10 protein-coding genes are annotated in these 13,988 nt (G+C 27.9%); 1 reads left to right on the top strand and 9 read right to left on the bottom strand.

Translation table 11 applies throughout. The features are described from left to right. Positions 1–147: 147 nt before the first annotated feature. From KDK92_RS15655 to KDK92_RS15640, 4 genes are all read right to left on the bottom strand, one after another. A complete protein-coding gene (locus KDK92_RS15655) occupies positions 148–1,425 on the bottom strand; it encodes an McrC family protein (RefSeq protein WP_250860279.1) in 1,278 nt (425 codons plus the stop codon). A gap of 4 nt (positions 1,426–1,429) precedes the next feature. Beyond that, a complete protein-coding gene (locus KDK92_RS15650; protein ID WP_250860278.1) occupies positions 1,430–3,853 on the bottom strand; it encodes an AAA family ATPase in 2,424 nt (807 codons plus the stop codon). 212 nt (positions 3,854–4,065) lie between these two features. Continuing rightward, positions 4,066–4,434, bottom strand: a complete 369-nt coding sequence (locus KDK92_RS15645) for a hypothetical protein (protein WP_250860277.1) — start codon at positions 4,432–4,434, stop codon at positions 4,066–4,068. 19 nt (positions 4,435–4,453) lie between these two features. Further along, positions 4,454–4,867, bottom strand: a complete 414-nt coding sequence (locus KDK92_RS15640) for a hypothetical protein (protein WP_250860276.1) — start codon at positions 4,865–4,867, stop codon at positions 4,454–4,456. A gap of 1,270 nt (positions 4,868–6,137) precedes the next feature. Between KDK92_RS15640 and KDK92_RS15635 the strand changes: the two genes are divergently transcribed. Next, positions 6,138–9,182 (top strand): metallophosphoesterase, encoded by a 3,045-nt coding sequence (locus tag KDK92_RS15635; protein ID WP_250860275.1) that lies wholly within the window; start codon positions 6,138–6,140, stop codon positions 9,180–9,182. Positions 9,183–9,463: 281 nt separating this feature from the next. On the opposite strand, the gene KDK92_RS15630 is transcribed toward KDK92_RS15635, so the two are convergent. The 5 genes from KDK92_RS15630 to KDK92_RS15610 all read right to left on the bottom strand — a co-directional run bounded on the left by KDK92_RS15630 (position 9,464) and on the right by KDK92_RS15610 (position 13,910). Beyond that, on the bottom strand, positions 9,464–9,679 hold the full coding sequence (locus KDK92_RS15630; protein ID WP_250860274.1) for a DUF2922 domain-containing protein: 216 nt from the start codon (positions 9,677–9,679) through the stop codon (positions 9,464–9,466). Between the two features lie 65 nt (positions 9,680–9,744). Beyond that, entirely contained in the window at positions 9,745–9,969 is a 225-nt protein-coding gene (locus KDK92_RS15625) for a DUF1659 domain-containing protein (protein WP_250860273.1), read from the bottom strand. 191 nt (positions 9,970–10,160) lie between these two features. Then, positions 10,161–10,322: a YvrJ family protein gene (locus KDK92_RS15620; protein WP_250860272.1), complete on the bottom strand. Its 162-nt coding sequence runs from the start codon at positions 10,320–10,322 to the stop codon at positions 10,161–10,163. Between the two features lie 64 nt (positions 10,323–10,386). Then, positions 10,387–10,965: a sigma-70 family RNA polymerase sigma factor gene (locus tag KDK92_RS15615; protein WP_250860271.1), complete on the bottom strand. Its 579-nt coding sequence runs from the start codon at positions 10,963–10,965 to the stop codon at positions 10,387–10,389. Between the two features lie 1,154 nt (positions 10,966–12,119). Further along, complete coding sequence (locus tag KDK92_RS15610) at positions 12,120–13,910, bottom strand: HNH endonuclease (RefSeq protein WP_250860270.1); 1,791 nt, start codon at positions 13,908–13,910, stop codon at positions 12,120–12,122. Positions 13,911–13,988: the final 78 nt, after the last annotated feature.

Below are 13,988 nucleotides of genomic sequence, written 5' to 3'. Positions count from 1 at the left end.
TTTAATATTAAAGGGATACCCTCCTGGTATCCCCAATTTCACTCTATCCTTGAATGAATTATTTCATTTTTTTATTAATCATTATCTTCTATTGTTATTTTAATTGAAAACCTCAATATTGCTATAAGAAATATCAATTATAAAAAGTTATGTTATTGTACCATATCTTTCAAGAAGATTATCAATCATATTTTTAGTTTCTTCTATCAAGCTATCCTCATCCTCATAATTTACACTATAAACCTTAATCATCTTATTTCTATCATTTTCAAGGTACCATTCTTCAAGGAATTTGCCACTACCTTCTGCAACGTATTCATTATACGGATATAGCAAAACTACATCGTTTACATCTTGATATCTTGTTAAATAAGCATACATTTGATATAAATCTTCTCTTTTTACACCATGTCTATTATAAGATGAGCTGATTTGCTTCCATTTTGTATCTATTATCAAAATATCCTTAGAATCTTTTTTAATTACAATGTCAGGGTTTAAATCAAAGATACCTCGATTTGTTTTTTTATTTTTTAAGAGTTTATAACCTCTATCTAGTTCTAAATCAATCTTTTCAATATTTCTTGAAATTACTTCTGTAATGTATTTTTCAAAAAGATCCTGCATCTCAAATAGTATTGAAAATCCCTTGTAACTTCCTAAAGAAGTTAATGATGTCATATTAAGAATAAACATTTTAGCAAGTACAAAACTTTCATAAAAACGTTTATTACTTCTATTTAATAATACTTTATTTACCTCATCTTGACCTATTACCTTATCTTCTACATCAGCAAAATTAAGCAAACAAAATTTTAATATTTTTAATGTACTATCATTTTTAATATTTTTAATCAATATTGTAAGAGCTCTTTTAAATACTTGATTTAATGCATTGTTAATTGAAAACTCATCAAATTGACAGTTTGCTTTTAAGTTCTTCTGAATTATATTCTTCATTTGTGCATTTACATTTAAGCGTCCTTTTAAAACAGTAAGATTATCTGTGTAAGTTATATAATCAGAATATATTCCCTTTAATATTTCCCTTTTAAGCTTCTGTGCAAAAATATAAGCATATATTTCAAATAGATTATTTTTTGTAATTTTCAAGCTAGTTAAATCAGTAAACTTTACATCAATGTGCCCTACCATAGCCAACATTTTAACTAATACTTCTCTTGATTTTTCAAAATCATTACTTTTTACTTTAGGTAATATTTCAATAATACAGGTTGATAATTTTATATATCCTACATAGTTTATAAAAGTAACATACTGTCTATCCCATTTTATAAAATCCTTATTTAAAGATTTTTCTTCTATAAATAAATTTAGTTCATTAGCTTCGTTTTGTGATAATGCTTTAGAATAATTATCTTCTATAAGCAAACCTTCACATTCGCTGATAATAATATTCTTCATAAGATTACTCCTGTGATTCTAAAGCTTTATATACATTGATAAAAGCATTTACTGTTGGATTATCTACACCTTCATATTTATATTTTTTTGTATTACTAATTCCATGACTTTTCTTGAATATATCATTCAGATTCATTACCTTTTTCACTAAAAAATAATCTCTATCATATTCATTTTTTCCAGTTCCACCTAAAATGAGTTCAATTTTCTCCCAATCTTCATAAAAATATTCTTGAAGAAGAGGTATAACTTTATTTTTCATAATATTAACTAAGTCTTCTAATTTAAGATCATCTTTAATAAAATAAGCATGTCCAATCATGTGATCTCTGTCATATAAAAATTCAATTCTATTATTAATAGTTCTTAAAAATTCTTGAACATCTATACCTTCAACATCTTCAGGTAAGAGTGAGTAATTAGGCATCATTTCAATAAAATGAAATCTTCTTCTAAGAGCAGTATCCATTAATGCAATTGATCTATCTGCAGTATTCATTGTTCCTAAAATATATAAATTATTAGGTATTCCAAATTTCTCATTATTCTCTGAATAAGGTAAAGTTACTCTTATTTCATTTTTACTACCTATTCTTTTATCTTCTTCAATTAAAGTGATTAGTTCTCCAAATATTTTTGATATATTACCTCTATTTATCTCATCAATTACTAATACATAATTATTATCTTTTTCACTTACATCTTCTGACAATAACTGTCTTATATTATCAATAATTAAATCTTCCTTTGCAAACATATAAATAGATTGTTGTGAAAACTGTTTATTTTTCATTATTTGTTCCACTGGAATTGTAACATCTTTATACAGCCATTCTACTTTTCTAAAATGATTGTATTCTATAGCTGTGGAATCATCATAAAAATATTCTCCAATAACTCTTGCTATAGCCTTAGCTTTTAAATTGCCCTGAGAAACAATAATTATGTCATCTGTTTCTACCCAATGCTTGAATCTTTCAACCGCTTCAATAGTAAAACTTTTTGGTTCTTTAGAATTTTCTTCATATTTTTCTCTAATTTCCTCTTTGTCATTGCAATCTGAATAATCAATATTCTCTCCCCATCCAAGTGCAACCACATTATTTTGGATACAATAGTCATAAATATCTGTATCTTGATTAGTATTTCCTAATGACATTTTATGAAAATCAATATTTTCCTCTTTAAAATCATACTTGCTACTTCTCGAAGTTAAGTTAGTAGATGCTGCATCACATATTTTCTTTAATATTCCATCTCTAACTTCAAATCCACCATTTTCATTTATTCTTAATCCTTGAACAAACTCCTCATACCCATAAGATTGATGAAATGTGCAAAATATTATTCTGTTTTGTTCAACCAATTTTTTATATACTTCAACAGCTTCTTCACGTTTATCTTCTTTATTTATTATGTCTTTGAAATTATCTTTATCAATAATTTCTAAGCATTTATTTATAATATTATAAGTCTTCCCTGTACCAGGAGGCCCGTAAAAAATAGTATTTTTAGGTTCATTATTCATAGACTTTTTATCCTCTCTTTTATTGAAACTATTATTTTTCCCTTCATTTATTACCCTTTGAATTTCATTAATATCTTCTACCTGATTATCATCACCAATAATTTGTCTTGTCGTTATACCTTGTTTAAGTCCATCTAAGTTTAATGGTTTAAATAACTCATCTTGAAGATCAACAACAACATGTTCAGTACCTCTCCAAGTTCTTATATTACATAAATACTTCTCCCAACTAATATTACCATGTTCTTGATTTAGATAACTTTTTAACTTTAATAAACATTCTCTAGATAGCATTTTTCTCTCATGCTTATCTTTAGCTTTGACATTACTTGCCTCTTCTAGAAAAGGGATCATTGAGTAAATTCTGTCATCTTGCAAATCTTTAATGTAAAACTTATCATTTTCACTTAATATTGCATCCGTAAATTCTACTTCATTGTTTTCCATCATTCTTTTTATAATACTATAAATTTTATTTGCGCATTCAACTTCATATTTCTTATCAGTCACATCTTTACCTAAAAACTTATCCATTTTATTTAGCTCTTCTAGTAATTCAAATGGTAAATCATTTGAATCAATCTCCCTATTTCCCAACACAAATCTGTAGGCTAACAATGGATGACTTACTATTCTCCTTATAACTCCTTTATGAGTTATCATAGGAGCACTAATTATTTTATTTTTAAATTCTTTTACTTTTAAATTTTTCTTAAGTCTCTTACCGACTACAATATAAACAATATCCCCTACTTTTTCTGGTGAGCACAAATTATTTTCTCTCTGATATGGGGATAATCTTGTAAGGTCTCTAGGCCAATAAAATCTTCCATTTTTAGTGAGGAATTCATACTCACCTGTTCTATTTGAAAAATAAGCATAAGTATTCTCTTTTTTCACTCTTTTCACCTCTTTATTGCATTTACTCCATATTATTCTATTCCATAATAATTCTACTTATCCTTTAAACTCATCTAAATTTAGAAAGTTTTAGATTCCATCGAAATATATAATACATCTCATAAATATATTATTAAAGTTCTCTTACTTATTTTTAATTAATTTAAAGGAGTAGTATTTAACCACTCCTTCTATACTTAAAATCATAATTTTTATAATTGGGCAATTCTTTCAATTAGCATTTCAAAATCCATTAAATCTTCATAGCTATTTAAATCATATTTCCTTGGTTCTATACGTAGTGAATCAAAATGACCTGCAAATTTTATTATGTCATCACGTTTACACCTTTTGAGCTCTATTACATTATTAGGAAGAAATTTCAAATAACATACTAAATTTTCACTAACTTTATTACCGTTTTTATCATTGTAAATATTTATATTTTTAACAAACCCAAATCCTTTATTTTTCAAATTACCTAAATACTCAAATTGCTTATCAATATAGATTTTAATATTTTCACTAAACAAATTTCCACATAGATTGGCACGCTTAACTTCTTGATAAGTTTTCATCATAAACATCCCTCCACTCAATTTACCACTCACTATTTCTTATAATTAATTTTAATCTTTCTAGGATCTCTTCCCTCTGTTTATTTGGTCTGATTCTCTGTATCTCTATAAGTAACTGAACAATTTTCATCAATTCATCATCTGACATAGTAGTATCATTTTGTATTAAGCTATTTTCATCATAAGAACTCTTAACTATTTTTGATATATCTTTTTCTCCTGTTAGTTCTTCTGGATCAACACCCATAATCCTGTGAAATGCACTAATCATTTTGATAGAAATTCTCCCTCTTGCAATAGCTGTTTTAATAGCATCTTCCTTAAAATCACCATCTTTTAATATTTGCTCTAACATGCCTTGTTCCTTAGCCTTAGTATAATAAAAATTCAAAGCTATAGAAGTCTTGGTTGAATTAACGGATTTGTCTCTCGGCATATCAATCCCTCCCTTGTTTTCATATATAATATAGTCTATGCTGTTGTTATGAAGAAAGTGACTAAAAATATTTTATTTTACCCAAATTAACTAAAATTAATAATAAGTATGTATCTCAAATTGCAGTATTATCTAAATTAACTAAATGAGTATTCTAAATAGATCTTTAATGAATTTCTCTTTACCTATATATCTTATTTGATCTAATCAATATAACTTTTCCAATAAGACTAAATCCTTCATTTAAGAACTACCTTCAATAAAACTTCTCCCCGTCTACGCCCTCCTTAAGGGCAATAAAATCATATCTAATTTTATCTGCCCTTAAGGCCCTTTACTACAAGGATACTTTGGACTAACTTTAACAGTGGTCGTACCTCCCACACTTAAAACTAGTCCAAAGTTAATTTAATATTAAGGGGATACCAGTCTGGTATCCCCTATCTTATTCTTTCTTTAAACAAATTGTATTTTTCATTTTTAAATTACATTTCTATACTTCTTCTTTTAATCTTTCAAAATCCATATTAATTGAATGAATAAATATATACATAAACATATTCTTTAATCATCATTGTATATACTCCTATTACTAATATAACAATAGTAAATCTTATTCCTTTTAATTATGGAAATCAATCTCGCACCCATAGAACAAGCGATATTACCTGTAATCTCTAAAGCCTTCGAGGTTTCATCCTTCAACCTCTACAGTCTAAGAGCTTACTAGGTTCATCTAAGCTTTTCTTATGGGTACCCGCTTGACATGCTGCAGTTAAAATATCCTTTCAATCAATATAATTTATAAAGTTTCTTCTCTAATAATATACCTCAGCAAGTCCATTGATTTCATTAGGGTCACTTCTATGTGGTCCTTTTGAAGATGGGCTCTGTGGGTCTTTTACTATAATGAAGTTTTGGTCAAGCGCTTGACCAAAGCCCTATTGTTCTTCACATCCCACCCACCTCCCAAGCTCATGGGTATTCCTTTTGGGTCTTTAAAGGGTGGACTTGCTCCTGGTACATTCACTCATGTACTAGCTACTAACGCTGCTGCTCAATAGTTGAAGCACCAGAAGCAGGTCCACCCTTGTTATATACAATATTATTTTCGAATAAAACCTTACATTATTTGTTAATAAGTTTTAAATTATTACTAGCTTATTTATATATTTACAATTTAGGCATGCTTGGTTTATAATTAAATAGGTACATTATGTATTAAATAGTATATTTAGGAGGATAATGCTAATAATAGCATATAAAAAGTATGAAAATATTATTTTTACAATTAAGTGATATTCATATAGCGCAAAAAAAAGATGGTTTTGCTATTAATCCAGAAAAACTTGTCCAAGCACTTAATGTATTAGGACCTTTAGATGAGTGCGTTATAGTATTGAGCGGTGACATTACTCAAGGTGGAAAAGTAAATGAATTTAAAATTGCCGGAGATATGTTAGGTAATTTAGTAAATAAGCTTAAGACTAAAAAATTTAAGAATAAATGGATTAATGTGTTGGTTGTTCCTGGTAATCATGATTTGGACTTTACCAACAACATAAGAACCTTTGAAGATATAAAAGAATCCTACAAAAATAAAAATATAAGTGAATTAGTTAATAACGACATAAAATCATTGGATAATTTCTATAAATTTGCAGCTCGTAATAAATGCTTCCTAAACAATAAAACTGTTTACCGGAGAAATATTAACGTGGCTGGTCAAAACATTAATATTGCACTTATTAATACTGCAATATTCTCATTATGTGGAAGTAGTAACCAGGATATGGGGATACATTATTTGAGCAATGAAGATATTTCAAATCTAGCACCAACTTCGGAAGGCGATTTAAATATTGTTGTAATGCATCATAGTTATGAGTGGTTTGCTAATAATGTTAAAGAAGAATTACGTGATATCTTAAGCGACAAATTCTCATTGGTATTAGAAGGACATGAACATGTTGGATTTGGCGAGAATAGAAAAGTTAACAACGATAATTCAACTATTTATATGCAGGGTAATTCTTTATCCGGAGATAGAGTCCATCCTAAAGGTTTTACTACTATAGTTTATGATACTAATTCTAAATCTCTTAAAGGTTCTTCTTTCATTTGGAATAATGATTATTATAAGGAAACTAAAATATTAGATGAATTATTACAAGAAAAAAAAGGATATAATTTTGTTAATACAGATGAATTTAAAAAAACTTTATATTATGATGATAATGAAAGGCGCATAAGTAATTTTTTTGTATTTCCAACATTATCATATAATTACACCAATGAAGAGGAAGAATTAGAAACTAAAATCATTGATGACAATGAAAAGTTTATTAAAATTATTCTTGAAAATGTTAGGACAGTTATTTCAGGTGATAACAGGTCCGGGAAAAGTACACTAGCCAAATTTATATATCAATCTTTCGCTGATAGTGAAGAGGAAATTGTTCCGCTGCTATTAGCAAGTGAAGATTTGGCTAATAAAAAAATTCATAGGATTTTAGAATATGCATTTAATGATCAATATCAAGTAACTAATAATGCATATGACAAATATCTTCAGTTAGATAAAGAAAAAAGAGTACTTATAATAGATGATGCAGGGAAAATTCCGAAACCAACGCTTGATAAAGTATTGGATCATTACGATGATATGTTTAGTAATATTGTACTTTTTAGTGAAGAAAAGATTGACTTAAATATTCAAAAGCAAGTAATTGAAACCTTAGTTAAGAAAAAAGTTGGAAAGATTAGCATAAAACCATTTTTATATGATAAACGTAAATTATTAATATCCAAAGCATATAATTTCTCACATTTACCAGGATGCAGTGAAAAGGAAACGCAGGTAATCAATGAATTAAATAATATGATTAGTTCACAAGTAAAATATTTTAAATTAGATCCAGAATTTATTGTGAATTTTGTTATGCAGTATACTGAGGAATTCAAGTTTAACTTTTCGGCTGGAAGTAATGTTTTTAATATGGTATACGAAAATTCCATTAAGAACAGGCTTATAAACAATGTACACTCATCAGATGTTAGTGGCATTTTTAGTGTCATGGAAGAAATTGCATATTATATGCATTTTCAAAAAAAATCATGGATTACAATTGTAGAATTGTCAAAAGTTATAGAAGTATATAATAAGGATTTTAGACAGGATATTAAAGTTACTACTGTTTTAAACGTTGGACAAGGTGCTAAGCTTATTATTGAAAAGGATTCAAAAATACGATTAAAAGATAATAATTTATTAGCATATTTTGTGGCACAAGCTTTAAATAAAAAATACCATTACGAAGACGTTAATGATAAAATAGAATATTTACTGAATAATCTTTGTTTTGGAATAAATAGTGACATAATATTGTTTATGGCATTAATAACGAATAATCCTAAAATTATCAGTCTAATTTTACAATGTGCATCAAATCATTTTGAGCATATAGAAGAATTAAGTTTTGATAATAATAATATTCCATTTTTATGCCAATCAAATTTCAATGTAAAGAATACAATTCCGGATGAAAAAGAAAAAAAGGAAAAAGAAAAGCAAGTGGTTAAGTATGAAGAAGAACTAACTAGTAATGAAGTTATACAATTAGTAGATGAATATAATTATGATGAGAAAGATATCACAACTTTTGAAAATCAAATGCTTAAGTCACTCAAATACATAGAGGTACTGTCAAAGATATTACCAGCCTTTTGTCATAATATGAAAGCTGCTCAGCAAGACGAATTGGTAAAGGCACTTTACAAGTACCCAAATCGTTTTATATATCAGTTGCTTAAAGATATTAGCGAGAACTATGAGGAATTTATAAGTGAGATATTTGAAAAAACATCCGAAATTCGAAAAGAAAAAAATATTGCAGAGTTAAACATGGAGAGTGTTAGAAAAATGCTTGAACAAATGTCGGTTACTCTTGTTATAAGCTTATATCAGTTAGTGGCTTCTATTGCTACTACAAAGCAAACAATTACTGCTCTAGAGGCATTTGATTATAAAGGTAATTCCAATTATTCAATCATGAATTTGATGCTGAATGAAAAGACATGCAATTTAAATGTATTTAGTCATAAGGCTATTACGCTTTATGACGAATCTGAATTAAAGCTTATGAAATCACTAGTCAAGTTTACTGTGAGAAATTATTTTTTAAATCATGATGTTAAACTTGTAGGTGAAAGTCAATCGTTGTTAGATAAGTTCTTTGGTTCATCTGAGACTTTTAATGCTGATAAGAAAAAGCTTAAATTTGAAGTGCTAAAGAATAAGTTTAAGGATCAATAAGAAAACCACATTTAGGGCATTTTACCATAGAAGATTATGCCCAACTTCTATGGCATGTAATTAAATGTGGCTAATATATATATATGCAATTTTTTTAAAAACTATACAAAAACTTGTACCCTAACCGTTATTCGAGAAATAGCCCTATGATAACCTATTAACTCACTGCCATTATCCAAATAATAAACATTTAAGTATTAGATAATAATAAGAAATCTATCAAATATCATCATAAAATACATGTTAGCCGGCTGTCACTACATTGACTTCTGGCTTTATCACTACTGAACCTCTACTTCAGTTTCAGTTACATCTATAATTTTAGCACCCTTTTTCTTTGTTAAAGATCCGCTACTTGAATAGAATGCATCTTGTGCAATGATCTCATCCATAAGAGCGTTTACTTCTGCATCAGTGATATCTTCTCTAACTTCATTAATAGTTAAAGTAGTTACCTCATCACCTGATGTTACGAATTTCATACTTAGCTTTTTCATGGCTATTCTCTCCTTTCTCAATTTTAATTTACTTTAGCTGAGTAGTTCACTTGCTATTACTTTAATTAAGCATTTATCAACATGTTATCATTTACTCTCTGTACTGACTTTAATGGGTAAGGAAATACAGAAGCAATCTTAGCACCTACTGCGTAAACAGCTTCATCTGTTGCATCAATTTTAAGTTTAGAGAACTTATAATGTCTTAGGTCGTCAGCTCCAGATGGTTTTGTACCTATCTTTACAGATACGATTAAATCACTATCAACTCTTGTGTTTGTTACTGCCATAGTAATCTCTCCTTTCATGTGTTTTCAAATGTATATATGCGCTATAAATTTTTTTCTCATATCTTAGATATATTTTTTTCTTAATTATAGTCATGGATGTGATAGTATTCTTCAATTAAATTAATCACTTGCTTACCGGATTGCAGAGAACCCCTTCATTTTTTCCATAAAAAATAGACAGCGCAGGCTTCCTATTTTGTTTGGTTTCCTATAACGTTAGTTATAGCTGTTGTAAGTTCCGATATGGATCCATTGAGCGCTTCAAGTTTCCTCTCGAATCTTACCAACAAGTACACACAAACTGCTATTGGAAATCCCACCGTACTGATTAATGTAACTAGTTCATCGTACATAGTGTTCCTCCAACCGTTATAGTGATGCTTAATTGCATCCATTTAGTATATATGTAATCTAATTTTAATTTGAATCATTTTGAAGTATATCCTCTAATTTTTTTAATGCTTTCCTTTTTCTCTTAATCAAGGTTGAATAACATAGATTATTATCCCTACAGTATTTTTTAATCTTTACTTCGTCAAAATAGAATTTATCAATAATCTCTCTATCTTCTTTATTGAGTTTATCAAGTGCAGCATATAATTTCTTAACTTCTTCATATGCAATAATCTGATCTTCAATGGTGAGTGTATTTTCTGTACTATCTTTCTTTGCAATAGCCTCGTCAGGTACCTCTCTGTAATGCTTGATATTTCCTCTTAGAAGATATGCAATATTATTCTTAATTGCGGTTATAATGTATCCATTAAATGCATTAGATTTTCCTTTATACATTTTTATACTTTTTATTACTGTAAGATATCCATGCTGAACTATGTCCTCGAATTCATATGATGGTATTCTGTATTTAAAAGCTTCCTTTATGATCAATCCTTTGTACTTTTCTATTATTGCTTTTATAGCCTCATTATCTCCATCTTTTGCTCTTAAAACAATTTCCTCAATGTTTTCTCTGGTACATGTTATATTAGCTTCCAAATTACAAAACACCTCCAAATAAATAAAACATATTCCCTTTGGATGACTTCCCTTGTAGATGAACCTATATGAAATTATATTGATATTAGCTGTATTGTAATATACTATTTTAGATAAAACAAGTGTTCTGTAACCAATTTGAAAATGCTTTTCTCTTTATTGAAAATATTTATTGAAATGAAAACTCTAGGGTGGAACTGCTTGTGGTGCCCAACTAAGGAATAGCTTTGTAAATGCTAGTACTTGATTGGCTGTACCAGAATCAAGTCCACCCTTTATTGACCCAAGAGAAGTGACCCTAAAAAACGGGTTGGAGGGTGGGATAAGAATAAATTGTTTTGAAGAGGATTTAAAGGTACGAATTTATGAGTTCTTTTAAACCCTCTTCAAAACTTCCTTATAGATAAGGACCCGTGAAACCATCCCTAAGATCCCTCAGAAGAATACCCTAATGAAATCAATGGACCAGCCCTAAAATCTTTTCATTAAGAAAGCATATAAAAATATCAATTCAAGAACAAATCTTATCCAGGGCTAGTCAAGCGGGTACCCAAAGGAATGGTTATGATGAGTATTAGAGATTCTTTGATTTTGAAAGTTGAAGGGACACTGAAAACTTCAATAATCTTAGAATCTCTTTATGAATCAACCTGTCCTTAGGGTGCGAATTTGATTTCCATATATATAAGAATTCACTATACTACTTATACATATAGCTATAAGAATCTCTATGATATTTTATCTTTTATATAATTAAAGCTACACATATATGCTTCAGATGTGATGATGTTATTTATAAATAAGTGCTGTAACAGGTACTTAAATTTTCGAATGAATATATATTGGAGTGAAAACTAAAAGGATAGAAGCGGAGCATAAGCTCCTCTTCTATCCTTCCCCTCGAGGGGTTTGGGGTGATTATTATTAATGCTTTGGACAAGTTTTAAATGTGTGAAGGATGAGCTCTTTTAAAGGTTGTCCAAAGCTTCATTGTAGTAAATTGATTAGCAGCTTCAGATAATATAAATATTTCAATAATATTAGAAATATTTATTGTAATAAACTTTTCTTCTGGTGCTGCTAATATCTCAATAAAAACACCTTAATTACAACATTTCTATCACTAATAAATTTAATTGAGAATAAATTATATTCTATATATTTTTTTTAAGAATCTTATCCCTATTGTAAATATTAATTAATGGTTCTAAATAAAAATATACATTATGTATTTCTTCTAATGATATTTTACATTCGAAATCTCTTAAACATACCTGTAAACAGCTTAAAGTGGTATCAATTGTATAACTGCCAATTTTAGAATCATCAATTTTTTGAATATAATTGTTTATTTCTTCAATTAATTTTTCCATTGTTCTAGCATTTGTAAATCCAAGATTCCCAGATATATAAGATATTCCTATTTTCTTTGAATTATTAATAATCAATAAAAGACCTTTATAAATATTTTCTATTTCTTCTTTTCGCAAAAATATTGTTTCATATGTTGAAAAAAATGATTGTAAGTAATCAATTATATTTAACAGCTTTCTACTTGAATCTATCTCTTCCTTTTCTTGTATTAAAAATACATTATTATAATCTACAAATCTAGATACATCAAAACTATTAACAAAACCTTCAAATGATACTTTAGGCTTTCCCCATATATTGTATTGGACCATATCTTCATATATTACTCTAGGTATCATTTCAGATGTCAACCATTCAAAAACTTTTTTGATACTCCAATATCCTTTGTCATTTAGTGATTCAATATCTTCACTCTTGTTAATCTTAAAATATGGTTTCCAAACTAACCATATTTTATTGTCTGCTTCTAAATAATTATTAAATAACTTGTCGTAATCTCTTTCTAAATGAATTATTGCATGATGTCCACTGCCATATTTTTCATGATTATTAGTGTAAATTTTGAGCATATATTCATTTGGTTCAAAGACACTCCATTCTCCACTGCTATTGAATGCATCATTTTTAGCTGTAAAGGATATAATTTTTCTCCATAATTCATTATCTATTCTAATCAATTTAAATCCATCATTCTTAGATTTTACAAAATTAATCGTATTTAATTTTTTTTCTACTTCAACTAATGAATTAAAATATTCTTCCACAAAATCATCTACTATTGAACATAGCTCATTAGTTTCCTCAGAATTAAGTATAAATCTATTATTTGCCAATTGTATGTAAAAACCTTTATCTCCATTTGGATGAGATATAAATCCTCTCAAACCATGTTCAGGGTTAGTATTTATTCCCTTAAAAAGTTGGTTTATAATTTGTTCACTATCCATAGAAATCATACATCCTCTTATTGATAATGTTCTAAATGTGAATAAACAACTTCCTTTAAAATCTCTATAAGATGGTAAAAAAGCTTGTAGCTCTATCCTCTTAATACTATATTTATATGATCTATTAACACCATCTTTGTTTATATATTTCTCTTCTTTAAATTCTTCATAATCATCTGATAACATATCATAAACATATTCAGCTCCATCTTCATGATTAATTGAAGTTTTTAATTGTGTAATAACCTTATTAACTTTAATATCTTTATCGAATAATTCCATAATTTTCAATACTTTGTCTGCTTTTTTTCTAGCAGCGTTTAAAGCTAATGCGGCTACTCCAGATGGTAATAACTCATCATTTTTTCTATTATTAACAAACCTGTTTGTTGGAACATAATTTAAAATTCCATTCAATTCAAAGTTTTCATCTAAGTCCATCAAATTTAAATAATCCTTTAACTTCTGTGGATTTTTACTTAATGATTCAGGAATAATATGATCAACCTCTAAAGATCTAAAGTCTAGTGGTTCTCCTGTATAATGTTCTCTAAAATCGTGTGTTTTCCAAAGTGCATACCTTAACTTAGGATTATTTTTACTAATTGCTTTATTCTTATTCATAATACCTCCTTAATTTTCTATTTATGTTATTAATTTATTATCGTCCAGACAAATTATTTATTTACTTTTATTGTTTTT

The organism is Oceanirhabdus seepicola (genome assembly GCF_023684385.1).
Classification (GTDB): domain Bacteria; phylum Bacillota; class Clostridia; order Clostridiales; family Clostridiaceae; genus Oceanirhabdus; species Oceanirhabdus seepicola.
Note: the sequence above shows the minus strand (reverse complement) of the source record. Positions and strands in the feature narration are given on the sequence as shown.

What these genes read in the sequence shown, in the direction of transcription:
- KDK92_RS15645 (WP_250860277.1), bottom strand. Translation starts at nt 4,434, where the DNA reads ATGATGAAAACTTATCAAGAAGTTAAGCGTGCCAATCTATGTGGAAAT.
- KDK92_RS15630 (WP_250860274.1), bottom strand. Translation starts at nt 9,679, where the DNA reads ATGAAAAAGCTAAGTATGAAATTCGTAACATCAGGTGATGAGGTAACT.
- KDK92_RS15610 (WP_250860270.1), bottom strand. Translation starts at nt 13,910, where the DNA reads ATGAATAAGAATAAAGCAATTAGTAAAAATAATCCTAAGTTAAGGTAT.
- KDK92_RS15625 (WP_250860273.1), bottom strand. Translation starts at nt 9,969, where the DNA reads ATGGCAGTAACAAACACAAGAGTTGATAGTGATTTAATCGTATCTGTA.
- KDK92_RS15635 (WP_250860275.1), top strand. Translation starts at nt 6,138, where the DNA reads ATGAAAATATTATTTTTACAATTAAGTGATATTCATATAGCGCAAAAA.
- KDK92_RS15640 (WP_250860276.1), bottom strand. Translation starts at nt 4,867, where the DNA reads ATGCCGAGAGACAAATCCGTTAATTCAACCAAGACTTCTATAGCTTTG.
- KDK92_RS15620 (WP_250860272.1), bottom strand. Translation starts at nt 10,322, where the DNA reads ATGTACGATGAACTAGTTACATTAATCAGTACGGTGGGATTTCCAATA.
- KDK92_RS15655 (WP_250860279.1), bottom strand. Translation starts at nt 1,425, where the DNA reads ATGAAGAATATTATTATCAGCGAATGTGAAGGTTTGCTTATAGAAGAT.